General features: G+C 72.1%; 17 protein-coding genes and 2 pseudogenes. 15 read left to right on the plus strand and 4 right to left on the minus strand.

Features of this window, described 5'->3' with window-relative positions; translation table 11 throughout:
• The 3 genes and pseudogenes from BLA60_RS18945 to BLA60_RS18955 form a co-directional block, all read left to right on the plus strand.
• Positions 1-476: pseudogene (locus BLA60_RS18945) on the plus strand (3-oxoacyl-ACP synthase); the annotation flags it as partial.
• A 6-nt stretch (positions 477-482) separates the two neighbouring features.
• The gene (locus BLA60_RS18950; RefSeq protein ID WP_075134266.1) at positions 483-1,499 is read left to right on the plus strand and encodes a fatty acid desaturase family protein; all 1,017 of its coding nucleotides are present in this window, start codon (positions 483-485) and stop codon (positions 1,497-1,499) included.
• On the plus strand, positions 1,487-2,398 hold the full coding sequence (locus tag BLA60_RS18955; RefSeq protein ID WP_075134267.1) for a diacylglycerol/lipid kinase family protein: 912 nt from the start codon (positions 1,487-1,489) through the stop codon (positions 2,396-2,398). The genes BLA60_RS18950 and BLA60_RS18955 overlap by 13 nt, the downstream gene beginning before the upstream one ends.
• Here BLA60_RS18955 and BLA60_RS44250 read toward each other — a convergent pair.
• From BLA60_RS44250 to BLA60_RS44870, 3 genes are all read right to left on the minus strand, one after another.
• A complete protein-coding gene (locus BLA60_RS44250) occupies positions 2,358-2,729 on the minus strand; it encodes a nuclear transport factor 2 family protein (RefSeq protein ID WP_075134268.1) in 372 nt (123 codons plus the stop codon). The genes BLA60_RS18955 and BLA60_RS44250 overlap by 41 nt on opposite strands.
• Positions 2,730-2,856: 127 nt before the next feature.
• Entirely contained in the window at positions 2,857-3,825 is a 969-nt protein-coding gene (locus BLA60_RS18965; protein WP_075134269.1) for a helix-turn-helix domain-containing protein, read from the minus strand.
• A 304-nt stretch (positions 3,826-4,129) separates the two neighbouring features.
• The gene (locus tag BLA60_RS44870) at positions 4,130-4,417 is read right to left on the minus strand and encodes a TetR-like C-terminal domain-containing protein (protein WP_075134270.1); all 288 of its coding nucleotides are present in this window, start codon (positions 4,415-4,417) and stop codon (positions 4,130-4,132) included.
• A 12-nt stretch (positions 4,418-4,429) separates the two neighbouring features.
• Here BLA60_RS44870 and BLA60_RS46250 point away from each other — a divergent pair, with 12 nt between their 5' ends.
• The 10 genes and pseudogenes from BLA60_RS46250 (at position 4,430) to BLA60_RS19005 (ending at position 16,276) form a co-directional block, all read left to right on the plus strand.
• Positions 4,430-4,555 carry a hypothetical protein gene (locus tag BLA60_RS46250; RefSeq protein WP_281257464.1) on the plus strand — a complete coding sequence of 42 codons (126 nt, stop codon included), beginning with the start codon at positions 4,430-4,432 and terminating at the stop codon, positions 4,553-4,555.
• Positions 4,556-4,609: 54 nt separating this feature from the next.
• Positions 4,610-4,744: a hypothetical protein gene (locus tag BLA60_RS46255; protein ID WP_281257465.1), complete on the plus strand. Its 135-nt coding sequence runs from the start codon at positions 4,610-4,612 to the stop codon at positions 4,742-4,744.
• Between the two features lie 159 nt (positions 4,745-4,903).
• On the plus strand, positions 4,904-5,740 hold the full coding sequence (locus BLA60_RS18975; protein ID WP_075134271.1) for an SDR family oxidoreductase: 837 nt from the start codon (positions 4,904-4,906) through the stop codon (positions 5,738-5,740).
• Complete coding sequence (locus BLA60_RS18980; protein WP_075134272.1) at positions 5,740-7,290, plus strand: succinic semialdehyde dehydrogenase; 1,551 nt, start codon at positions 5,740-5,742, stop codon at positions 7,288-7,290. Before BLA60_RS18975 ends, BLA60_RS18980 begins: the two co-directional genes overlap by 1 nt.
• A gap of 198 nt (positions 7,291-7,488) precedes the next feature.
• Positions 7,489-9,162: a M14 family metallopeptidase gene (locus BLA60_RS18985; protein WP_075134273.1), complete on the plus strand. Its 1,674-nt coding sequence runs from the start codon at positions 7,489-7,491 to the stop codon at positions 9,160-9,162.
• Positions 9,163-9,197: 35 nt separating this feature from the next.
• Positions 9,198-10,001 (plus strand): annotated as a pseudogene (locus BLA60_RS18990) (S1 family peptidase); the annotation flags it as partial.
• Positions 10,002-10,142: 141 nt separating this feature from the next.
• Complete coding sequence (locus BLA60_RS45590; RefSeq protein ID WP_245812070.1) at positions 10,143-10,379, plus strand: proprotein convertase P-domain-containing protein; 237 nt, start codon at positions 10,143-10,145, stop codon at positions 10,377-10,379.
• 460 nt (positions 10,380-10,839) lie between these two features.
• Positions 10,840-12,624, plus strand: a complete 1,785-nt coding sequence (locus BLA60_RS18995) for an AMP-dependent synthetase/ligase (RefSeq protein ID WP_075134524.1) — start codon at positions 10,840-10,842, stop codon at positions 12,622-12,624.
• 57 nt (positions 12,625-12,681) lie between these two features.
• Positions 12,682-14,391 (plus strand): substrate-binding domain-containing protein, encoded by a 1,710-nt coding sequence (locus tag BLA60_RS19000; protein WP_075134274.1) that lies wholly within the window; start codon positions 12,682-12,684, stop codon positions 14,389-14,391.
• 67 nt (positions 14,392-14,458) lie between these two features.
• Positions 14,459-16,276, plus strand: a complete 1,818-nt coding sequence (locus BLA60_RS19005) for a hypothetical protein (RefSeq protein WP_084735095.1) — start codon at positions 14,459-14,461, stop codon at positions 16,274-16,276.
• Positions 16,277-16,283: 7 nt separating this feature from the next.
• Here the strand turns inward: BLA60_RS19005 and BLA60_RS19010 are convergent, their stop codons facing one another.
• The gene (locus BLA60_RS19010; protein WP_245812051.1) at positions 16,284-16,982 is read right to left on the minus strand and encodes a class I SAM-dependent methyltransferase; all 699 of its coding nucleotides are present in this window, start codon (positions 16,980-16,982) and stop codon (positions 16,284-16,286) included.
• 58 nt (positions 16,983-17,040) lie between these two features.
• Between BLA60_RS19010 and BLA60_RS19015 the strand changes: the two genes are divergently transcribed.
• Both BLA60_RS19015 and BLA60_RS19025 read left to right on the plus strand, forming a co-directional pair.
• Positions 17,041-21,141, plus strand: a complete 4,101-nt coding sequence (locus BLA60_RS19015) for an alpha-(1->3)-arabinofuranosyltransferase (RefSeq protein ID WP_084735125.1) — start codon at positions 17,041-17,043, stop codon at positions 21,139-21,141.
• 1,197 nt (positions 21,142-22,338) lie between these two features.
• Complete coding sequence (locus tag BLA60_RS19025) at positions 22,339-24,330, plus strand: MmpA family trehalose lipid delivery protein (protein WP_075134277.1); 1,992 nt, start codon at positions 22,339-22,341, stop codon at positions 24,328-24,330.
• The last annotated feature ends 3 nt before the right edge of the window (positions 24,331-24,333 follow it).

Raw genomic sequence — 24,333 nt, forward strand, 5'->3', positions numbered from 1 at the left:
CCCGCGTCCGCGCGCGGGTCAGCGGCTACGGCGCGTCGGCCGACGCCCACCACGCCACCGCGCCCGACCCGTCCGGCGCCGGGGTCGCCGCCGCCATCGGCCACGCGCTGGCCGACGCCGGGCTCGCCCCGGGCGACATCGACCACGTCAACGCGCACGGCACCGCCACCCGGCTCAACGACGCCGTCGAGGCACAGGTGCTGGCCAGGCTGTTCACCGACGGCCCGCCGGTGACCTCGGTCAAGGGCGTCACCGGGCACTCCCTCGGCGCGGCCGGCGCGATCGAGGCGGCCTGTACCGCGCTGTCCATCTCGCAGGCGGTGCTGCCGCCGACGGCCAACCTGGACACCATCGACCCGGCGCTGGACATCGACGTCGTGCGCGGCCGCGCCCGGACCACCCCGGTCCGCGCGGCCATCAGCAACTCCTTCGGCTTCGGCGGACAGAACGCCGTCCTCGTGCTCACCGCGAACTGAGGCACCATGCTCACCATCTCCCCCACCGGCGAGTTCACCGAGTTGCGTGACCGGGTCGCCGCCGCCGGCCTGCTCGACCCCCGCCCCGACCACTACCTCGTGCGGATCACGGTCAACCTCGCCTGCGCCGCCGCCTGCTGGACGGCGTTCGCGCTGGTCGGTGACTCGTGGTGGCAGCTGCTGGTGGCGGTGGCGCTGGGCGTGACGTTCGTGTGGTCGGGGTTCATCGGCCACGACGTCGGCCACCGGCAGGTGTCCCGCTCGCCGCGCACGGTGCGCGTGCTGGGGCTGCTGCACATGAACCTGCTGATCGGCGCGGCGTTCGGCTGGTGGGTGGCCCACCACAACCGCCACCACAGCGAGCCCAACAACCTCGACCAGGACCCGGACACCCAGCGCCGCCAGGTGATCTTCGACGTGTCCGAGCTGCCGGCCAAGGCCCGCACACCGTTTCGCCGGTTCGTCATCCGGTTCCAGTCGGTGATGTTCTTCGTGCTGTTGGCCCAGGAGGCGTGGCGGGTGCACCTGGCGGGGTTCACGGCGGCGCGCGCCGGGGCGCTGCGCCGGCCGTGGCTGGAGCTGGGGTTGGTGGTGGCGCACGGGGTGGCGTTGGTCGGCGCGACCGTGCTGGTGCTCTCGCCGCTGCGCGCGGTGGCGTTCCTGCTGATGTCCCAGACGGTGTTCGGGGTGTACCTGGGGGCGGTGTTCGCGCCCAACCACAAGGGAATGCCGGTCTACCGGTCCGATGTGGAGCTTGACTGGCTGCACCGCCAAGTGCTGACGGCCCGCAACGTGGCGCCCGGCCCGGTGACGGATTTCCTGTACGGGGGCCTGAACTACCAGATCGAGCACCACCTGTTCCCCGGGATGCCGAGGGGCAATCTGGGGCGGGCGCGGCCGATCGTGCGGGCCTACTGCGCCGAGCACGGGATCCCGTACGTCGAGGTGTCGGCGTGGGCGTCCTACCGGGAGGTGGCGCGGTTCCTCGGATCGGTCAGCGAGCAGGCCCGATGCGTGTCCTGATCGTCGCGAACCCGGCGGCCGGCGCGGTGACCCCGGCCGTGGTGTGGCAGGTTGTTCGGGTGTGTCCGGCGCCGGTTTCCGTGCGGTGGACGGGTTTCCCCGGCGAGGCGACGACGATCGCCCAGGACGCGGCGAACAGCGTGGACCTGGTGGTGTCGGTCGGCGGGGACGGCACGGCCAGCGAGGTGGCCGCCGGCCTGGCGACCGCGTACCGCCGGGTGCCGATGATGGTGGTGCCGGCCGGGACCGCGAACTCGCTGTACCGCACGCTGTGGGCTGACACGCCCTGGCCGGCGGCGCTGTCCCTGGCGCTGAGCGGTCTGCCGCCCAGCTGGCTGGATCTGGCCGAGGTGGACGGCAGCCTGGTGATCACCGGTGCCAGCGCGGGTTTCTCCCCGCTGTCCATCCACACCGCGAAGACCGCCGCGATCGGCTACCAGGACGCGATCCGTGACCTGGCCGGCCGTTACCGCCCCTACCCCGGCCGCGTCCTGGTCGACGGCCAACTGGTCCATTATGGATCGACGTTCGTGGTCAACGTCGGCGGCAGCCGCTACCGTGGCGGCGAGTACGCCCTGCTGCCCCATTCGGTCGTGGACGACGGCCTGCTGGACGTGTGCGTCATCGGCGGCGAACACCCGGCCCCGGTGGTCATCTCCTCGACGAGGGCTGGCGAACACCTGAACCTGCCCGGTGTGGTCTACACCCGGGGCCGCGAGGTCCGCGTCGAACGCACCGACGACCGTCCACTGTGGTTCGAACACGACGGCGAGGTGGCGCCGGTGGGCCGCCGCGGCTACACCGTCACGGTGCGGCCCGGCGCGGTCGGTGTCCTCGCGGCCCCGGACGCGCCGTCGGTCACTCGCCGGAGCGAGGTTTGCGGTCGTAGACGCAGGTGACGCGCCGCAGCCGGCCGTCGTCGGCGAACTGGGCGTAGTCGACGCCGGCGATGGTCGCCGAGCCGCCGAGGTCGAGCATCGCCCAGGTGTAGCGGGCGCGGTCGTGGTGGGAGAAGACCTCGCTGGTGCGGCAGAAGACGCGGTTGGGGTACTTGTCCTGGATGCGGGTGATGTTCTCGCTGATGGCGGCGTAGCCGTGGGCCTCGACCGCCGGCGCGTGGTAGGTGCCGTCGGTCGACCACACCGACTCGATCAGCGCGTGCCGGTGACCGACGTCGGACTCGTTCCACGAGTCGACGTACCTGTCGATCTGTTCCTGGCGTTGCCTCACGGCACCAGGTATAACCCGCCGCACGCGCGTCCGACCAGGGCAGGCGAGTACCCCTCGACCTGCCCGCGAGCCGCGCGTCAACGTCTCGTGCCCGATTCTGCTTGCCGGCACTCGATGTTGACTCAAGTCACACTCCAGTGTGGACCTGACCGAACGTCCGCCGGTAGTCCTTCGGCGCCACCCCGACCACGCGGTTGAAGTGGTGGCGCAACAGCGCCGCCGACCCGAACCCACACTGCTCGGCCACGTCCTCCACGGCGAGGCGCGTCTCCTCCAGCAGCTGACGCGCGTGCAGGACCCGCTGGGTGGTCAGCCACTTGTGGGGGGTCGTCCCCGTCTCCGCGACGAACCGCCGGGCGAAGGTCCGCTCGGACATCGACGCCCGCCTGGCCAGCGCCGCAACGGAATGCTCGGTCCGCAGGTTGGCGACCATCCACGTCAACACCGGCGACAGGCTGTCGGCCGTGCACGCGGGGATCGGCATGTCCACGTACTGCCGCTGCCCCCCGTCCCGCTGCGGCGGGACGACCATCCGCCGCGCGATCGCCGTGGCGGCAGCGGACCCCTGCTCCCGGCGGATCAGGTAGAGACAGGCGTCGATCCCGGCGGCTGTCCCGGCGCTGGTGACGATGTCCCCGTCATCGACGAACAGGACGTCCGGGTCGATCAACGCCTTCGGATGCCGCTGGGCGAGCAGGTCGACGTAACGCCAGTGGGTGGTGCACCGCCGCCCGTCCAGCAGCCCGGCCGCCCCGAGGATGAACGCGCCGCTGCACACCGAGATCAGCGTGGCGCCCCGGGCCGAGGCCTCCCGCAACGTCTCCAGGACGGCGACCGGGTAGTCGTCGGCCTCACGGATGGTGGCGGCGGCGACGGCGACCAGGTCGGCGTCGGCCACCCGGTCGAGTCCGTGCTCGGGGACCAGCGTGGCCCCGACGCCGGTCTGGACCGCCTTACCGGCGGACTCCCCGCACACCCGAAAGTCGATCTTCGGCACCCCTTCCTCGGTGCGATCGACACCGAAGACCTCACACAGGACCCCGAACTCGAACGGAGCCATCTGATCGATGACCACAGCGGCGACGGTTCTGAGCATGGGGTCGAGCGTAGATGGCAGAAAGTTGACGCACAAGGTCAGTCCTGCCACTGGTGGCGGGATTGAGGTGGGCGCAAACTTACTGCCATGGCACTTTTCATGACATTGACGGTTCTCGGAATGGTCCTGTGGGGACTGGAGCGCAACAAGAGCGGGAAGGGGGTCCTGGTCGGCTCCACCGACGTCCAGGACCGAGACCGCGAGAGACTGAACGCCGATCTGATCCGTCGCGCGTGAACTGTGGTGGGTCGCGTGGGTCCTGCCGCACGACAGGACTCAGGGCCGGCGCCCCACCCCGCCGTGATCAACGGTTGTGGGGCGCCCCTGAACCGGGGTTCCAGCCGCGCAGCGCCGCTGGGACCGCTGACCGGAAGGTGGCTTCGGCGGTGGCCGGGTCCAGGGCGCCGGCCAGCTGGAGTGTCACGACTCCATGGAGGGTCACCCAGAGCGAGAGCGCGATGGCGGTCGCGTCGCCGGTGAGGATGGATGCGGCCAGGGCGCGGTCGATGGCGCTGAGCAGCGGTCGGACAGGGTCCCCGGCCCCGACCGTGCCCGAGGGGTCGAAGGTCCGCACACCGCCGAACAACGCCATGTAGAGGTTGGCGTGTTCGGTGCCCCAGCGCCGGTACGCGACGGCGAGGGCGTGAAGGTCGGCGAGCGGATCATCGGTGTGACCGGCACCGCCGCGAGGTCGCGGTACAGGCTCGCGACCGCCCTGCCGCGCCCTTGAGGGAGAAGGTCAGGGCGATCGGCCCGATTCTGAAATGGAACTACCCCCGTGCACGTGATCGAGATCAACGACGGCGAGTTGATGGCGCGGCTGACCGATGGCGGTCGAGGTGACCGGGCAATCTCCGGACATCCGCACGCCGCGCAGATCGGCACCCATTTCGCTCGGGTGTACGCGGTGGCCGTCTGAAGTGGCCCCGGTCCGGCCTCTGCCCGTGCGACGACACGCCGCCCCAGACCCGGACGGCGGGTGCCGCTGTGGCTGGTCCAGGCGCGGCCGCGACCACCCTGGACTCCCACCCTCCACTCGAATACATTCGGTCAGGACTGCTTTTAAGGTGGTGTCACCATGCCCCTGACCGGCAAGACCGTCGTCATCACCGGCGGCGCCCGTGGAATCGGTGCGGCCATCGCCGAGGCGCTGGTCAACGAGGGCGCCCACGTCGTCGTCGGTGACCTCGATCTCGCTACCGCCACCGAGACGGCCGAGCGGATCGGTGCCATCGCCCTGCCGCTCGACGTCACCGACCACACCGGTTTCACCAAGTTCCTCGAGGAGGCCGAGGGCCAGCTGGGCCCGATCGACATCCTGATCAACAACGCGGGGATCATGTCGCTGTCCCCGCTGGAGGACGAGAGCGACCGGGCCACGGCCCGCCAGCTGGCCATCAACCTGCACGCGGTCATCCACGGCACCCGCGAGGGCATCCGTCGGATGCGGCCCCGCGACAGTGGGCACATCGTGAACATCGCGTCGGCGGCCGGGAAGGCCGGGTTCGCGGGGGCGGCGACCTACTGCGCCACCAAGCACGGGGTCGTGGGGCTGTCGGAGGCGATTCGGTCGGAGCTGCGCGGTACGGGGATCCACGTCACCGTGGTCATGCCGGCGATCGTGCGCACCGAACTCGCCAGTGGGCTGAAGGAAGCGCGGTTCTTCACCTCGGTCGAGGCCACCGACGTGGCCAACGCCGTGGTGAAAGCGTTGCGGCGCCCCAAGTTCGAGGTCTACGTCCCCAGTTCGCTCGGCGTGATGAACCGGGTCACCCGCCTGCTGCCCCGCTCCGCCGCCGAGTGGCTCGTGCGCGCCTTCAAGGGTGACCAGCTCCTCGTCGACACCGAACGTGACGCGCGCGCCGCCTACGAGGCCCGGGCCGCGGCCAGCGCCCCCGCCACCGAGGACGGCTGATGACCCCACCGACCCTCACGCCCGACCTGGCCGAACGCCTCGCCGCCCTGGTCACCGGCGACCCCGCCACCACCTACACCACCACGGCCGTGTTCACCGGCGGGGACCTCGCGACGCTGCCCCGGTCAACGGTCGCCGACGTGCACACCGCCTACGAGCGTGCCGCCCGCGCCCAGCCGGCCTGGGCCGACACCCCGCTCGCCGAGCGGCTGGCCGTGTTCGACCGGTTCCACAGCCTTCTGCTGCGGGAACGGGACATCGTCACCGATCTCATCCAGGCGGAGACCGGCAAGGCCCGGCGCGACGCGTTCGAGGAGTTCTGCGAACCGGCGCTGGTCACCAGCTACTACCTGCGGGTCGCGCCCCGGCTGCTGCGCGCCCGCCGCCGCGCCGGGTTGCTGCCGGGGGTGATCGGCGCCCGCGAACTGCGCCAGCCCAAGGGCGTCGTCGGGATCATCGCGCCGTGGAACTACCCGCTGGCGCTGTCGATCGGCGACCTCATCCCCGCCCTGATCGCCGGGAACGCCGTGGTGCTCAAACCGGACAGCCAGACGCCGCTCAGCCCGCTGCTGGGGGCCGACCTGCTCTACCGGGCCGGTCTTCCCGACGACCTGTTGCAGGTCGTGCTGGGAGACGGGCCGGTGATCGGCGGCGCGGTCGTCGACACCTGCGACTACCTCGGGTTCACCGGGTCGTCGGCCACCGGGGCGCTGATCGCCGAACGGGCCGGGCGGCGACTGGTCGGGTGCTCGCTCGAACTCGGCGGCAAGAACCCGATGGTCGTCCTGGACGACGCCGACCTCGCGCACACCGCGCGGACCGCCGTGCGCGCCTGCTTCGCCAACGCCGGACAGCTGTGCCTGTCGCTGGAACGGATCTACGTGCACGACTCGGTCCTCGACCGGTTCACCGACGCGTTCGTCGCCGAGACCGGGCGGCTGCGGCTGGCCGCCGGATACGACTACGGCGCCGACATGGGCTCGCTGACCTCCCAGCGGGCGCTCAAGACCGTCGCCGAGCACGTCGACGACGCCCGCGCCAAAGGGGCCACCGTGCTCGCCGGCGGGCAGGCGAGGCCCGACCTCGGACCGTACTTCTACGAGCCGACCGTGCTCGCCGGGGTCACCCCCGACATGCGTTGCCACGCCGAGGAAACGTTCGGCCCGGTGGTGTCGCTGTACCCGTTCGCCGACGACGACGAGGCCGTCGCGCTGGCCAACCAGACGCCCTACGGGCTCAACGCCGGGGTGTTCGGCCGCGACCGGCGGCGGGCCGCCGCGCTCGGCGCGCGGCTGCGGGTCGGCACGGTCAACGTCAACGACGGGTTCACCTCGGCCTACGGCAGCACCGACGCCCCCATGGGCGGCATGGGCGCCTCCGGGCTCGGCCGCCGGCACGGCGCCGACGGGCTGCTCAAGTACACCGAGGCGCAAACGATTGCCACCCAGCGGTTCGGTGCGCTGAACCCGCCACGCTGGCTGCCCTACGGCCTCTACGCGAAGGTCATGACCCGCTCACTTCGCCTGCTGCGGCGGCTGCGGCTGCGCTGAGCGCTGACTGTGAACTGGGAAAGGCCCGACGCGCCAAACCTCTGTTTGGCCCCTTGTGGTGGGTGGAGTTCTCAGGTGAACATCAGCTACCAGGTGTAGTGGCCGTGAGGGCACCCGAGAGGGTTCGGCCCACCGCACCGGACAACTGAAGATCACCTCCGCGCCGACCTGGTCGGCGTCCCCTGCAGGAGGCAATGCGTGAGACACACACGCCCGTCCATCATCACGGTCGGGGCGCTGGCCGCCCTGTCCCTCATCCTGTCCACCACCGGTGCCTCGGCCTCCGACCAGGAGCCAGCCGCGCCACCGGTCGACCGAGCGTCCGCCGAGTACTACGTCTCCGGCGACCTCGACGTCCACCTGCGCAACGCGGTCGCCAAGACCGGCGCGGTGGTCAACTCCGTCGAGCACGGCGCGCTCAACATCACCGCCACCCCCGCCGAGGTCCGCGCGATCGAGGCCCTCGGCCTCGCCGTCGACGCCGAACCGGGACTCGCCCACTCCCACGACGCCGACGACGTCACGCCCCAGGACTTCCCGCCGGCCGACTCGAACTACCACAACTACGCGGAGATGACCTCGGTCATCAACGCGGCGGTCGCCGACCACCCGACGCTGATCAGCAAGCGGGTCATCGGCCAGTCCTACCAGGGCCGCGAGATCGTGGCGCTCAAGATCTCCGACAACGTCGCCACCGACGAGAACGAGCCGGAGGTCCTGTTCACCCACCACCAGCACGCGCGCGAACACCTCACGGTGGAGATGGCGCTGTACCTGATCGCGGAGTTCACCGACAAGTACGGCACCGACAGCCGGATCACGAACCTGGTCAACTCCAGGGAGATCTGGATCGTGCCGGACATGAACCCCGACGGCGGCGAGTACGACATCAGCTCCGGCTCGTACGCCGGCTGGCGCAAGAACCGCCAGCCCAACTCGGGCAGCTCCGCGGTCGGCACCGACCTCAACCGCAACTGGGGCTACCAGTGGGGTTGCTGCGGCGGCTCGTCCGGTTCGCCGTCGAGCGAGACCTACCGGGGTTCGGCGGCCGAGTCGGCGCCCGAGGTCAAGGTCGTGGCCGACTTCGTCCGCACCCGCGTCGTCGGCGGGGTGCAGCAGATCAAGACGAACATCGACTTCCACACCTTCTCCGAGCTGGTGCTGTGGCCCTACGGCTACACCTACGCCGACACCGCGCCGGGGCTGACCGCCCGCGACGCCAACGCGTTCGCCACGTTGGGCCGGCAGATGGCCAGCACCAACAACTACACGCCCGAGCAGGCGTCGGACCTCTACATCACCGACGGGTCGATCGACGACTGGCTGTGGGGCAACCAGAAGATCTTCGCGTACACGTTCGAGATGTACCCGTCCTCGGGTGGCATCAGCGGCTTCTACCCGCCCGACGAGGTGATCCCGAGGGAGACCTCGCGCAACCGGGAGGCCGTGCTGCGTCTGCTCGAGTACTCCGACTGTGTGTACCGGGTGATCGGCGAGACCTGCGACGGTGAGGAGCCGCCGCCGGCCGGGCCGACGTTCGAGAACGCCACCAACGTCGACATCCCCGACGCCGGGACCGCGGTGACCAGCCCGATCACCGTGTCCGGCGTGGCCGGCAACGCGCCGTCGGACCTGCAGGTGGCGGTGGACATCAAGCACACCTACCGCGGCGACGTGCAAATCGATCTGGTGTCACCCGACGGGACGACGTTCCGCCTCAAGAACACCGGCAGTGACTCCGGCGACAACATCGTCCAGACCTACACCGTCAACGCGTCCGGCGAACTCGCCAACGGCACCTGGCAGCTGCGGGTGCAGGACCTCTACCGCCTCGACACCGGCTACATCGACCGGTGGGCGCTCACCTTCTGACTGATTCCGGTCGGGGAACGAAAGGACACGAACACATGACAGCGAAGACCTGGCTCTCAGGCTTCAGACGACTCACCCTGATCACCGTCGGCGCCGCCGCCATCCTCGGCGCGGCCGCCGGCCAGGCGGTCTCGGCCCCGCCCCCGGCACCGGCCGACGACGTCACGCCCCAGGTCGTCGGCGGCACCCGGGCCGCCCAGGGCGAGTTCCCGTGGATGGTGCGCCTGTCGATGGGCTGCGGCGGCGCCATGTACACCACGCAGCTGGTGCTCACGGCGGGCCACTGCGTCAACGGAACGGGAAACAACACCTCGATCACGGCCACCCTCGGCGTGGTCGACCTCCAGGACCCGGCCCGCACCACCGTGCGGTCCAACTACGTGTACCGCTCCCCCGGCTACCCGGGCGGCGGTGACGACTGGGCCCTGATCCGCCTGGAGCGCGCGGTCAACGTCCCGACCCTGCCGGTCGCGTCCACCACCGCCTACGACAGCGGAACGTTCACCGTCGCCGGCTGGGGCGCGGCCACCGAGGGCGGGGCGCAACAGCGGTACCTGCTCAAGGCCAACGTGCCGTTCATCAACGACACCCAGTGCGCCCAGGCCTACTCCGACCTGATCCCCGCCGAGGAGATCTGCGCCGGCAACTGGAGCAGCGGCGGCGTCGACACCTGCCAGGGCGACTCCGGTGGCCCGATGTTCCGCCGCGACAACAACAACGCGTGGATCCAGGTGGGGATCGTCAGCTGGGGCATCGGCTGCGCACGCCCGCAGAACCCGGGGGTGTACGCCCAGACCAGCTACTTCTCCGCCGCCATCGCGGCCGCCGCGGCCGACCTCGGCGGAGGCGGCGGCGAACCCCAGCCGACCTGCACCACCCAGGCCAACACCACGCGGGTGTCCATCCCCGACGCCGGCACCGCCATCACCAGCCCGGTCACCATCGCCGGCTGCTCCGGCGCCGCCTCGGCCACCAGCACGGTGAAGGTCGACATCAGCCACACCTACCGGGGTGACCTGGTCATCGACCTGGTCGCACCGGACGGCACCGCCTACCGGCTGAAGAACTCCAGCAGCTCCGACTCGGCCGACAACGTCGTCGCGACCTACACGGTCAACGCGTCCAGCGAACAGGCCAACGGAACCTGGCGGCTACGGGTCCAGGACGTCTACGCGGCGGACACCGGCGCCCTGAACAACTGGGCACTGACCGTCTGATTCTCCCGCTCGACCGCGAGCCCAACGTTCCCCGTGAACGTTGGGCTCGCGGCGTCACAGCCCGAACCGGGCATCGCCAACGACACGCCGCACGACAGACGGGCCGGGTTCGGCTCGGCCGGCGCCAGTTCGTGACTGCCCCAGCTCGGCACCCACGAAGGCCCGGCTGCCGGGGCCGACCACGGCCGACGGTGCCGCGTCGGCACGATCGGTCCAGCCGCGACGAGCAACGTCCGCGCCGACGTCGCATCCAACGCGCACGAGTGGAAGCACCTCGACCGCTCCCGCGGGCCGCCCGACTTCCTCACCAACCCACGATGTCGACACGGTGAGTGATCGAACAGGCACTGCTCGGGTCTGGCCTACACCGGCTCAGGCGGGCAAGATGTGCGGCAAGTTACTGTGAGGTAGGCGGCGCTCAGGCCAGTCAGCGCCCCCCGCACGTGCCAAGGAGCTGATGATGCGCGAAGTTGCGGTGCCCCCGCTGACCACGATCGCGGACAGTGGTGGTCTGGCCGACATCGTGTTCACCAACGCCGTGGAGGCGCCCGGTGCCACGGCGTTCCGGCGCAAGATCGACGGCACCTGGCGCGAGGTCACGACCACCCAGTTCCGCGCCGAGGTCGTCGAGGTCGCCAAGGGGCTGGTCGCGAAGGGGATCGGGCCCGGGGACCGGGTCGGGATCCTGTCGGCGAACTGTTACGAGTGGACGCTGTTCGACTTCGCGATCTGGGCGGCGGGGGCGGTGTCGGTCCCGATCTACGTGACGTCCTCGGCCGAGCAGATCGAGTGGATCATGTCGGACTCGGGGGCGGTGGCCGTCGTCGCGGAGAACGGGGCGTTGGAGGCCAAGGTCGAGGACGTTCGGGGGAAGCTGCCGGCGCTGGAGCACGTGTGGCGCATCGACACCGACGCCGTGTCCGGCCTGGTCTCGGCGGGGCAGGGCACCAGCGACGACGTCGTCACCGAGCGGCGTACGGCGGTCACGCCCGACGATCTGGCCACCATCATCTACACCTCGGGCACCACCGGCCGACCCAAGGGCGTGGTGCTCACGCACCGCAACCTGCTGTCCGCTGTCGGCAACGCCGTCGAGTACCTCGGCCCGATGTTCAAGAGTGAGGGCGCCTCGACCCTGCTGTTCCTCCCGCTCGCGCACGTCTTCGGGCGCATGGTCGAGGTCGGCGCGGTCATGGCTCGCGCGACGCTCGGGCACTGGGCCGACGTCAAGACCCTCACCGACAACCTCGCGGTCTTCCGCCCCACCTTCATCCTCTCCGTGCCCTACGTGCTGGAGAAGGTCTACAACGGCGCCCGGCAGAAGGCCCACGCCGGCGGCAAGGCCAAGATCTTCGACGCCGCCGCCGCCACGGCCATCGCCTTCAGTGAGGCCGGGGACCGCGCCGGCCTGGGGCTCAAGCTCAAGCACGCGGTGTTCGACCGGCTCGTCTACAGCAAGCTGCGCGCGGCGCTCGGCGGGCAGGTGGCCCACGCGATCTCCGGTGGCGCCGCCCTGGGCACCCGGCTGACGCATTTCTTCCGCGGCGTGGGCATCACCGTCTTCGAGGGCTACGGGCTCACCGAGTCGACCGCCGCGTCGGTGGTCAACGCCCCGGGGCTGTTCAAGCCGGGCACGGTCGGCAAGCCGTTGCCGGGCACCGCTGTGCGCATCGCCCCCGACGGTGAGATCCAGCTGCGCGGCGACGGCGTGTTCACCCGCTACTGGCAGAACGAGCCGGCCACCAAGGAGGCCATCGACGGCGAGGGCTGGTTCTCCACCGGCGACCTGGGTGAGCTCGACACCGACGGCTTCCTGCGGATCACCGGCCGCAAGAAGGAGATCCTGGTGACCAGCGGCGGCAAGAACGTCGCCCCGTCGGTCATCGAGGACCGGATCGCCGCGCATCCGCTGGTCGGGCAGGCGCTGGTGGTCGGTGACGGGCAGAAGTACGTCGCCGCGCTGATCACCATCGACGCCGACTACTTCACCTACTGGAAGACCACGGTCGGCAAGGCGCCGAGCGCCACGATCGCCGAGCTGGCCGAGGACCCGGACCTGCTGGCCGAGGTCCAGCGCGCCGTGGACGACGGCAACCAGGCGGTGTCCACGGCCGAGTCGGTGCGCAAGTTCCGGATCCTGGCCACCGAGTTCAACCCGGAGAACGGCTACCTGACACCGTCGCTCAAGCTCAAGCGCAGCGTGATCATGAAAGATTTCTCCGAGGAGGTCTCCTCGCTGTACTAGGGTTCTCACCCGACCCGCACAAGTCCTTGTCCCGGATAGACCTGGAGGGCGGCCGCGATGGGGCGACACTCATCGGCCAAACCGAGGGGCCTGCGCTCGCGGTCGCCGATCGTCCTGCTGAGCGTGCTGCTGGTGGTGGCCCTGCTCGGCTGGTTCGCGGTCGACTTCCTCAGCGAGCGGCTCGGCGCGTCCAACTGCGACACGACCACCGAACTGAACGTGACCGCCGCCGAGGACATCGCCGGCGTGGTCACCCAGGTCGCCCGGCAGGGCGTCCCCGCCCAGGACGGGACCTGTTTCAACATCCGGATCACCCCGCGCGAGTCGTCGGCGGTGGCCGACTCGCTGGTGCTCTCCGACGGCACCGACCGCCCGCACGTGTGGATCCCCGAGTCGGAGATCTGGTTGCAGCGCGCCCAGGAGAAAGGCGCCTGGAACGTGCCGGTCAACGGCACCTCGATCGCCAGCTCGCCGGTCGTGCTGGCGCTCACCGAGGACACCGCCGGGCGGCTCGGCTGGCCGGGCAAGCCGCTGACCTGGGCCAGCGCCCTGGGCCCGCAGGCGCCCGAGAACCTGGCGATCGGGCTGCCGGACCCGGCGCGGGAACCGGCCGGCGTGTCCGCCCTGTTCGCGGTGCGCGACATGTTCGCCACGGCCGAGGACCCCGGCCGGGCGGTCACCAGCGAGCTGCGTTCCCTGTCGCCCAACACGGTGCCGCGCGCGGCGGACCTGTTCTCCCGCTTACCCGGCGCCGACAGCACCGACCAGCCGCTCGACGGCTTCCCCACCTCCGAGCTGGCCGTGCTGCGGCACAACGTGAGCAACCCCGACTCGCCGCTGGTCGCCGCCTACTCCGACCCGGCCATCCCCGCCCTCGACTACCCGTTCGTGGTGCTGCCGGACGCCCCGAAGGCCGAACGTGAGGCCGCCGAGCGGTTCCTGTCCGCGCTGATCGACCAGACCTCCACCGGCAAGTTCGCCGACGCCGGTTTCCGCACCCCCGACGGGGAGATGCTGCGCCCGCGCGGCGAGGACAAGCGCACCGACGGCGGCCGGCTCACCCCCGTTCCGCTGCCGGAACCGGCCGACGTGGACGCGGTACTCAACCAGTGGGCGGGGGTCAACCTCAGCGCCCGCATCCAGGTGCTGATCGACGTGTCCGGGTCGATGGCCGAGCCGGTGCCGGGCACCGGGCGCAACCGGATGGCGGTCACCCTGCAGGCCGCCGAGCTGGGCATCGGCCTGATGAAACCGACGACCAAGCTCGGCATCTGGTTGTTCTCCACCAACCTCGACGGGCAGGGCAAGGACTACCGCGAGCTGTTCGGCGTCAAGACCGTCGCCGAACACAAGGAAGGCGGCGCGCTGGAACAGCTGCGCGCGGTCGAGGCGTTACCCAACGGCGCGACCGGCCTGTACGACAGCACGCTGGCCGCCTACAAGTCCTCGACGCAGAACTACGAGGCCGGCCGGATCAACATCGTCGTGGTGCTCACCGACGGCCGCAACGAGGACGCCAACGGCATCACCCGCGAACAGCTGCTCGCCGAACTCGACGCCCTGCAGGACCCGCGGCGCCCGGTGCAGATCATCGGCATCGGCATCGGCCCGGACATCGACGAGGGCGAGCTCAGCGCCATCGCCGAGGCGACCGGCGGCGAGTCCTTCACCACCCCGGATCCCACCCGCATCAACGAGATCTTCTACGCCGCGCTGTCCCGCCTGCTCTGCCAGCCGCCCGCCTGCCAGACCGGCGCAGGCGGCTGACTCGGGGCCCCGCGCCCGCTAGGGTGAGCGCCGAGTCGGGGCTCACTGGAGAGAACGCGGGGGTCCCTTGTCCGTCGACCTGCGGGTGGCCGGTCCCCGGCACCTCAACCAGCGGCGCTCGTTACGTTCCCCGGTGGCCGTCGTCGCGTTCCTGGTGGCCGCGGTGCCGTTCGTGGTGCACGCGGTGGCCGCGCTGGGCGGCTACTTCGGCCAGGACGACTTCATCTTCACCTACCGCGCGGCGCACTCGGCCGCCCACGACCTGGACTTCCTGTTCCAGCTCTACAGCGGGCACGTGCAGCCGGGCGTGTTCGCCTACGTCTGGGTGGTCACCGCGATCGCGCCGCTGAACTTCACCGTGGCGATGGCGCCGGTGCTGGTGGTGCACGCGCTGACGCTGTGGCTGTGCTGGCGGGTGCTGACCCGGCTGTTCGGTGCGCGGTGGGGCGTGGTGGTGGCGTTCGCGGTGTTCGCCGCGTCGCCGCTGGTGCTGTTCCCGACGCTGTGGCTGGCCTACGCGCTGCAGCTGCTGCCGGTGCTGCTGGCGGCGTTCGGCGCGCTGCACGCGCACCTGCGGTTCCTGCACGGCGAAGGTGCCCGGCACGCGGTGTACGCGGGGCTGTGGACGGTGTTCGGGCTGGCCTTCTACGAGAAGGCCGCGCTGATCCCGGCGATGCTGCTGGCGGTGACGATCCTGGTCGCGCCGGCCGGCGAGCCGCCGATCCTGTGGGCGCTGCGCCGGTTCCGTTGGGTGTGGCTGGCCAACGCGGCCCTCGTCGGGCTGTTCGCGGTGCTGTACCTGTCGGTCGGGGACGCGCCGGTCAACCAGAACCCGGTCGGCACCCGCGACGTGCTCGACCTGGTGTACCGGTCGCTGGTGGACACCTTCCTGCCCGGCCTGCTCGGCGGCCCGCTGACCGGCGCGGCCGGCGGCGCGACCTGGGCGACGCCGCCGGTGTGGGTGCGGGCGGGCGCGGCGGTGGTGGCGGTGGCGCTGATCGTGGCCAGCGCGGTGCGGTCGCGGCGGCGGGCGCTGCTGCCGTGGCTGTTCCTGGCCGCCTACCTGGCGGTCGACCTGGCGATGGTGGCCTCGGCGCGGCTGGGCGTGTTCGGCTCGGTGATCGCGACCGACCCGCGCTACCTGGCCGACGCGGTGCCGGTGGCGGTGCTGTGCGCGGCGTTCGCGTTCCTGGCGCCGTGGCGGGTGGGCGACCCGGCCCCCGAACCGGAGCCGGCTCCGGCTCCGGCTCCGGTGAACGCCAGGGTCGCGGTCGGCGCGGTGACGGTGCTGGCGGTGGCCGGTGGGCTGGTGAGCTTCCTGCGGGTGGCGCCCGAGCTCCAGTTCCGGCCGGCCCGCGAGTACGTGGCGACCGCGCGGGCGGCGTTGGCCGAGCAGCCGGGCATGGTCCTCTACGACACCGCCGTACCGAACAAGATCATGATCGACTGGTTCGTCGGCGACGCGCTGACCTCGCGGGTCGTCGGCCTGGTTCCCGAGTCACCCCGGTTCGACCGCCCGGCCGAGGACCTCTACCAGCTCGACGGCACCGGCACCCCGCAGCCGATCCTCACCCTGGCCGACACGACCGCCGCGCTCGCCGGCCCCCAGCCCGACTGCGGCTACCAGGTCGCCGAACAGGTCGTGCGGATCCCCATGGAGGACACGGTGACCGGCCGGCGGATCGTGCGCCTCGGCTACTTCACCGGCGAGTCCGGCGACGGTGTCGTGCGGGCCGGCGACACCGAGGTCCGGGTCCGGTTCACCGAGGGCCTGCACGTGCTGCACCTCGTGGTCACCGGCGAGTTCACCCACGTCGAGGTCAGCCGGTCGGCGCGCACGGTGCCGATCTGCGTCACCGACGTGCTGGCGGGCGTTCCCGGCTGAGAAACGGCTAGAACGGGTCGTAGGGGCCGTGGTGGCCGAACCAGCCGGCCACCGTGCGCAACCGCAGGCGCAGCAACACCTTCAGGAACACGTTGCCCACGAACCACGGCAGTTGCGCCGCCACCCGCAGCCGGTCGGTGAGGTCCGGGCGGCGCACGGTGAACCTGGCCAGCGAACGGCTGCGGTCCAGGTACCGGTAGCGCGACCCCAGCAGCACCTTGTCCAGCGTGCCGGCGGTGACACCGATCGAGGAGAAGCAGTCGTGCACCAGGATCTCGCCGCCCTCGGGCAGATGGGTCGACCAGCGCAGGTCGTCCACATAGGTCCAGTAGTCGTGTTTGCCGTCGACGTAGAGCAGCTCGAAGGGACGGGTCCAGTGCGGACGCAGTCGCGTGGAGTAGCCGACCACCAGCTCCACCACGTCCTCCAGGCCGGCGGCGGCGATGTTGGCCTCGAACAGGTCCCTGGTGGACGCCCCGCCGAACAGCCGCCCGTCGACGAACGCGTCGATCGCCACCACCGTGGCGCCGACCGTGCGCGCCGCGTGGCCCAGCACGATCGTGGACCGGCCCTGGTGGCTGCCGATCTCCACGACCGTCGCGCCGGCCGGCAGGCGTTGCACGGCGTCCCACAGCATCCGGGCCTGGCCCTCGGTGAGCCACCCGGGGATCTCGGCCACCGACGCCCACGCGTGGTCGAAGTCCACCGCTCTCCCATCGAAAGGCCCAGTCAGGACAAGGCACCTTAGCCCTAATATGCGCACGATGTTAACCACCGACGGTAGGGTCGGCCGGCTGCTGCGCAACCCGGCCGTCTGGGTCATGGGCGGACTCACCCTGCTGTCGTTCCTGCAGCGCCCCGGCCGCACCACGTTCGACACCAAGCTCGACCTCGCCGTCGACCCGATCGCCTTCCTCGCCAGGGCGCTGCACCTGTGGAATCCCGAGGCCACCGGCGGCGAACTGCAGAACCAGGCCTACGGCTACCTGTTCCCGATGGGCCCGTTCTTTGCCGCCGGGCAACTGCTGGGGCTGCCGCCGTGGCTGACCCAGCGGGTGTGGTGCGCGCTGCTGCTGTGCCTGGCCTTCGGCGGCATGCTGGCGTTGACCAGGGCCCTGCGCGTCGGCACCGAACCGGCGCGCTTCGCCGGTGCCCTCGCCTACACCCTCGCCCCCCGCATGCTCACCGAGATCGGCCCGCTCTCGGCCGAGATGCTGCCGGCCGTCGCCCTCCCGTGGGTGCTGTTACCGCTGGTCAAGGCCGGCCGGATCGGGTCGCCCAGACGCGCGGCCGGCCTGTCGGCGCTGGCCGTGCTCGGCATGGGCGGGGTCAACGGCGCGATGGTGCTGATGGCGCTGGTGCTGCCGGTGCTGTGGCTGGTGACCCGCCGGTGGACCGCCGAGCACGTGCGGCTGGTCGTGTGGTGGTGCGTGTCGGTGCTGGCGGTGTGTCTGTGGTGGATCCTGCCGCTGCTGCTGCTCGGCGAGTACAGCCTGCCGTTCCTCGACTACATCGAGTCGGCGACCAACACCACCGCGCCGATGTCGCTGTGGGAGGTGCTGCGCGGCACCAACCAGTGGGTCGCCTACGTCGTGGCCGGCACCCCGTGGTGGCCCTCGGGCTTCATGCTGATCGACAACCCGGTGCTGATGCTGGTCACCGGGCTGGTGGCGGCCGTTGGCCTGTTCGGTCTGGTGCTGCCCCGGCTGCCCGAGCGCCGGTTCCTGACCCTGGGCGTGCTCACCGGCCTGGTGCTGCTGACCGTCGGCTACGTCGGCACCCTCGACGGCCCGCTGGCCGCGACCGTGCGCGGCCTGCTCGACGGGCCGCTGGCGCCGCTGCGCAACGTGCACAAGTTCGAGCCGGTGCTGCGCCTGCCGCTGACCCTGGCCCTCACCCACGCGCTGACCGGCCGGCTGCCCGGCCTGGCCAGGGGCACCTCCGCGCTGCGCGCCCGACGCGGCCGGGTCGCCGTCGGGTTCGTGCTGGTGGCCGTGATGGCCGCGCCGGCCTGGCTGCTGACCCTGCGCCCCGGCCCCGGCTGGGACGAGGTGCCCGACCACTGGCGCGAGGCGATGACCTGGGTCGCCGACCGCGACGCCGACGCCCGCACCCTGCTGCTGCCCGGCTCCGGCTTCGGCGACTACACCTGGGGCCGCACCGTCGACGAGCCGGCGCAGGCGCTGGCCAGGTCGCCGTGGGCGGTCCGCAGCCAGATCCCGCTCGGCTCGGAGGGCAACACCCGGCTGATGGACGCCGTCGAGGACGCGCTCACCAGCGCGCGCGGCTCACCCGAGCTGGCGGCGTTCCTGTCCCGCGCCGGCTACCGCTTCCTGTTGCTGCGCAACGATCTCGACCGGACCAGTACCGCCGCGCCTGATCCCGCCGTGCTGCGCGCGGGCCTGGCCGGCTCTCCCGGGCTGCGCCGCGTCAGCGAGTTCGGCCGGGCCGGCGACGGGCCGGCCATCGAGGTGTACGAGGTGGACGGTGCGGTGCCGCGCACCAGCCTGGTGTCCACGGCGGACGTGCCGACGGTCAGCGGCGGCCCGGAGTCGCTGCTGGGGCTGCTGGAGGCCGGTCTGCTCGACGCCCGCACGCCGGCCGTGCTCGCCGGCGACGGCGGCCTGCCCGACTCGACGCACTGGCTGGTCACCGACGGCCTGCGGCACCGCGAACGCAACGTCGGGCGGGTGCGGGACAACCTGAGCCAGACCCTCGCCGACGGTGAGCAGCCACGCCAGCAGCGCCCGTCGACCGACGTGCTGCCCTTCCGGGGCCGCGAGCACCAGACGGTGGCCGCCTACCGGGGCATCCGGGGCGTGGCCGCGTCCACGTCGATCGCCTTCGCCGACGCCGTCGGGGCGTCCGACCCGTCCGGGCAGCCGTTCGCCGCGCTCGACGGCGACCCGCTGACCGCGTGGCGCTCGTCGAGCTTCACCGGCCCGGACGGGCAGTGGCTGGAGGTGGAGCTGGACACGCCCCGGCAGGTCAGCGAGGTGACCATGCGGATCGTGGACAGCCTGCGCGTGGGCTGGCCGGTCACCCGGGTGCGGATCACCACCGACAGCGGCAGCGTCGACCACGACGTCGCCCGGGGCGGCGGCGAGCAGCGGTTCACCACCGCGCCCGGCCTGACCAGCACGGTCCGGGTGACCGTGCTGGGGGTGGCGGCCGGGCGGCAGACCGGCAACGTGGCGATCGCCGAGCTGGCGATCCCCGGTGTGAACCCGCTGCGCGCGCTGCGGGTGCCGGCCGACGCCGTGCCGCACGCCGGGCAGGACACGGCGTTCGCGTTCAGCCGGGGCGCCGTGCCGAGGTACGCGTGCGTCGATGGCCGGTGTGTGGCCGACACCGCGCGTGTCGGCGAGGAGCCCGGCGGCGTGCACCGGCTGTTCGCCACGGCGTCGCCGGGGACCTACGAGCTGGCGGGCACGGTCCTGCCGGCCCCCGGCGGCGTGGTGCCGGCCCAGCCCGATGGCCTGGCGGTCGGCGCGTCCAGCCAGCTCACCGGCGATCCGGCGGCCGGCCCGCTGGCGGCCGTGGACGGCGACCCGGCGACGACGTGGATCGCCGACACGACCGACCTGCGCCCGACGCTGCGCCTGGAGTGGGACGAGCCGGTGCGGATCACGAACCTGCGGCTGTCGACGGCGGCGGACTCCGGCGGTTCGCGGCCGACGAGCGTGCTGATCACCGTGCCGAAGGGCACCCAGACCGTTCCGGTGACGCCCGACGGCGTCGCCCGGTTCTCGCTGACCACCTCGCGGTTGGAGATCGCCGTGCTGGGGGTCGAGTCGCGGCCGGGCGCGCCGGCCGGGATCACCGAGCTGTCCCTGGGCGGGGTCGACCTGCCGGCGCCGCCGACGCGGTTCGAGGTGCCGTGCGGCGAGGGGCCGACGGTGGAGCTGGACGGTTTCGTGCACCAGACGTCGGTGTCCGGCTCGATGGCCGACTACCTGGCGCACCGCCCGCTGCGCCTGTCGACCTGCCGGGACCTGACCGGTGGTGTGGAGCTGGCGGCCGGCGAGCACGAGCTGCGCACGGCGGCGTCCCCGTCGTTCGTCGTCCAGGACCTCCATTTGTCCACTGTGGACAGTACGGTTCCGGTGGCCCGCGAGCACACAGTGACCCGGTGGGACGTCAACGAACGGAGGATCGACGTGGCCGCCGGCGACCCGGCGGTCCTGGCCGTCCCGGAGAACGCCAACGACGGCTGGGTGGCCACAATGGACGGACAGACGCTGGAGCGGCTGCGGGTCGACGGCTGGCAACAGGCGTGGCTGGTCCCCGCCGGCTCCGGCACGGTGACCCTGAGCTTCGCCCCCGACCGCCAGTACCGGGTGAGCCTGGCCGCCGGCGCCGCGAGCGCCCTGCTGCTGGCCCTGTCACTGCTGGTGCCGCCCCGGCGCCGCCGCCCGATCGACGTCCGCGCCGGCGGCCGGCGACTGGTGCCGGTCGTCCTGATCGGACTGCTTGCGGTGTTGGGCGGCATGTTGCCGGTCGTGCTGCTGATCGCGTGCCTGCTGCTGCGTTCACTGTGGCCACCAGCGCCCCGCTGGCTGGTCGCCGCCGCGACCCTGACCGCCACGGCGTTCGCCGTCACCGGCCGCCTGCTGGAACACGGCCAGGCATGGGCGTACGGCTGGGTGGCGCAGGGCGCGCTGCTGCTGGCCGCCGCGGCCGCCGTGTCAGTGTGCGTCGACTGGTTCGACCCGCCTGGCACGAACCTCGACCAGCGCACCGGCCGCCACCAACAACCCGGTGGCGACCACCGCGGCACCGACGACCTGCCCGAGACTTCCGTTGAGCCAGAACGTGATCAGCGCCGCCTCGACCAGAACGGCCCCCCAGATCAGCGCCAGTGACCGCCGGTCGGCGCTGGCGATCCGCGAGTACAGCAGGATCTGGGTCAGCGCGAGCAGCGAGCCGACCGTCGCGAACGCCCACAACGGCAGGGCGCTGTCGGCGTACTCGGCGCCGCCGATGACGCCGACCACCGTCGGGCCGAGCACAGCCGTCCCCACGACGACCACACTGTCCAGCACCGCGCAGACGGCGAGCGCCAGCGGCACGAACCGCCGCCGCCCCTCCGCACTGGCGAACCGGGGAAGCACGAGAATGGCCACCGCCTGCGGCAACCAGTACGCGATCTTGGTGACGATCGCCCCGACCGCGTACTCCCCGGCCTCCGCCGGGGGCAGCTGGTGCCGCGCGAGCAACAGATCGAGGTTGACCAGCAGCACGAGCGCCAACATGGCCTGCACCGCGTGCACGACCTCCCGGACATGCCCCCGGTCGTGCCGCGCGGGCGACGGCCGGCCCACCACCACCCAGCCGATCACCGCCACCACCAGGGCGCCGATCGCCGTACACGCCAGGGCACCCTCGGCGTCGCGGAACACGACCAGGCCCACGGCCGTCCCGCCGATCCGACCGAGACCCTCACAGGCGAGCAGTCCGGCGAGCGTCCCGAACCGGCGGGTGCCCTGGAGGATGCCGTACCACAGGCAGATCACCGTGATCGACGCGAGCGACGCGGCGAGCCAGACCACCGGCCACACGCTGTCCAGATGCAACAACCCCATGATCAGGGGCGAGCCGAGCAGCAGCACCGCCGCCACGACCCCGCTGACGGTCAGACCGAGCGAGAACAACTCCGACGCCGGTGACCGCCCCGCTCCGGCCGACCCGCCTGCGCTGGTCGGCCCGCCTGTGCCCGCAGTGCCGGCAGGGCTTGCGGTGTCGGCCGGGCCGGTCGTTTCCCCGGCCTTGCTGCGCGCGGCGCGCAACGCGGCGACCGTCTGGAGCCCCAGGGCCGGGACCGCGCCGACGACCAGGACCGCGAGCAGCGACCCCAACTCGCCGAAGTCCGCCGGGACCAGCAGGCGCGCGCCGAGAACGTTGAGCAGGTAGGAGGCCCCCTGGTTGCCGGCGACGCCGACGGAGACCAGCAGCGCGGCGAGCCGTACGCGCTCCGCCACCGTCACCTCCCGCCGCCGACCAGCGGGACTGTAGCCCAGCGCGAGGGCGGTGGGGAGTCCGCCAGAAGTAGCCTCTGCGTCATGCGCGCGGTCGTGGCGGTGGCGGTGGGACTGGCGCTGCTGGCGCTCGCCCCGCTGCTCGGCCGGGGCTTCGTCCTGACCTACGACATGGTGTTCACCGCGCGGCAGTGGCTCACGCCCGAGGCCGTCGGCCTGTCGACCGCGCTGCCCCGCTCCGTGCCCGCCGACGCCGTCGTCGCGCTCCTGACGACCGTGCTTCCCGGTGACGTGGTGCAACAGCTGATCCTCGCCGCCGCGCTCGTCGCCGGACCCGTCGGCGCGGCACGGCTGGTGCCCACGGGTTCGCTCGGCGTCCGCCTCGTGGCGGCGGTGACGTACGGCTGGAGCACGTACGTGGCGGAGCGGCTGTTCATCGGGCACTGGCCGTACGTGGTCGCGTACGCGTGCCTGCCCTGGATCGCCCATGCCGCGCTGGCGCTACGCGAGTTGGCCCTGCGTGGGGCGGGCCTGCGCCCCCCGGGATCCAGCGTACCGGCGACCGCCGACGGTTCCGGTGGTCCCGGGGGGCCGAGCGGGACGGTGTCAGCGTCCCGACCAGCGCTTTCGTCGCCAACGGGCCCAGTTGTCCACAGCTTCGCCGACCCCGCCCCCGAACCACCGGCCGACGACGAAGCACCCACCGACCTGTCCGTTCCAGCCGACGAACCACGCTCGCCCGGGCCTGACGCCGCGCCGCCACCCAACCGGTCCGGTTCGTCGGCCGGGCGGGGCGCTGGGGAAGTGGCCGCGGAGGCCGGGGCGGGCGGTGGGCACGACGGCCGGCGTCGGTGGTGGCGGGGGGTGGCGGTGTTGGTGGTGGCCAGCGCACCGGCGGTGATCACGCCGTCCGGGGGGTTGATGGCGGCGGCGGTGGCCGTGGTGTGTGGCGGCTGGCGGCGGCTCTGGATCACCGGGCCGCTGGTCGTCGTGCTCAACGCGCCGTGGTGGGTGCCGGCGTTGGCGCATCCCGGTGGTGGGTTGTCGGCGGTGGAGGGGGCCGGGGCGTTCGGGGCCAGGGCGGAGAACTGGGGCGGGGACGTCGTCAGCTTGTTGGGGCTGGGGGGAATCTGGAACGCGGAGGCCGTCCCCGACAGTCGGGGGAATCCGTTGGTGCCGGTGATCACCGTGATCATCGTGGCGGTCGCGGCTCTCGGGTGGTGGCGGTGGCGGCGGTCCGGGCCGGCCGCCGCGCGGCTGGTCGCGTTGGGGGTGCTGGGGGTCGGGCTCGGCGCGGTGGGTGGGACGGCGGCGGTCGAGTGGCTGGTGGCGACCGTCCCCGGCGGCGGGCTGCTGCGGGACTCGCAGAAGTGGGTCGTGTGGTGGGCGTTGCCGTTGTCGGTCGGGTTCGCGCTCGGGGTGGGGGCGGCGGCCTCGACACTGAGGAGAGGGCGGCGGGGGCTGCTGGTGGCGGCGGCGGTGCTGCCGGTCGTGGTGATGCCGGATCTGGCGTGGGGCGGGTGGGGGCGGTTGCAGGCCGTCGAGTACCCGCGGGACTGGCAGACCGTGGCCCGGACGCTGGCCGACGATCCCCGGGGCGGTGACGTCGTGGCACTGCCGTGGTCCGCGTTCCGGCAGTTCGGGTGGAACGGGCACCGCACGCAGCTCGATCCCGCGCCCCGGGTCCTTCCCCGGCCCACGGTCGTCGACGACACGCTGTACGTGGACGGGAAAGCGGTTGCCGGCGAGGATCGCCGCGCGGCCGACGTGGCGGCGGCGATCGCGCGGGGTGACGACCTCGGGGCGTTGGGGATCGGGTGGGTGCTGGTCGAGCACGGCACGCCCGGACCGCCCACCGACGACGTCACCGACGGGATGGAGCGGGTTCACCAGGGGGAATGGCTCGACCTGTACCGGGTCCCCGGCGACATCGCGGAGGTTCGGGGCGCCACGCCGCCGGCCGGGCCAGTGGTCGCGGCCGACGTGATCGCACTCGCAACTGTCACGCTGAGCTTGTTGTGGCTTGTGTTACCAGCCGGTAGATTGACACCCTCCAGACCCAGGAAACGGAAGTAGGCA

The organism is Actinophytocola xinjiangensis, from assembly GCF_001921215.1.
Taxonomy (GTDB): Bacteria; Actinomycetota; Actinomycetes; order Mycobacteriales; family Pseudonocardiaceae; genus Actinophytocola; species Actinophytocola xinjiangensis.

Bases quoted from the DNA above. Each gene is read 5' to 3' on its own strand.
- BLA60_RS18975 (WP_075134271.1), top strand. From the start codon at position 4,904: ATGCCCCTGACCGGCAAGACCGTCGTCATCACCGGCGGCGCCCGTGGA.
- BLA60_RS18980 (WP_075134272.1), top strand. From the start codon at position 5,740: ATGACCCCACCGACCCTCACGCCCGACCTGGCCGAACGCCTCGCCGCC.
- BLA60_RS19000 (WP_075134274.1), top strand. From the start codon at position 12,682: ATGGGGCGACACTCATCGGCCAAACCGAGGGGCCTGCGCTCGCGGTCG.
- BLA60_RS18965 (WP_075134269.1), bottom strand. From the start codon at position 3,825: ATGCTCAGAACCGTCGCCGCTGTGGTCATCGATCAGATGGCTCCGTTC.
- BLA60_RS18995 (WP_075134524.1), top strand. From the start codon at position 10,840: ATGCGCGAAGTTGCGGTGCCCCCGCTGACCACGATCGCGGACAGTGGT.
- BLA60_RS44870 (WP_075134270.1), bottom strand. From the start codon at position 4,417: ATGGCGTTGTTCGGCGGTGTGCGGACCTTCGACCCCTCGGGCACGGTC.
- BLA60_RS19025 (WP_075134277.1), top strand. From the start codon at position 22,339: ATGCGCGCGGTCGTGGCGGTGGCGGTGGGACTGGCGCTGCTGGCGCTC.
- BLA60_RS18950 (WP_075134266.1), top strand. From the start codon at position 483: ATGCTCACCATCTCCCCCACCGGCGAGTTCACCGAGTTGCGTGACCGG.
- BLA60_RS18955 (WP_075134267.1), top strand. From the start codon at position 1,487: ATGCGTGTCCTGATCGTCGCGAACCCGGCGGCCGGCGCGGTGACCCCG.
- BLA60_RS19015 (WP_084735125.1), top strand. From the start codon at position 17,041: ATGTTAACCACCGACGGTAGGGTCGGCCGGCTGCTGCGCAACCCGGCC.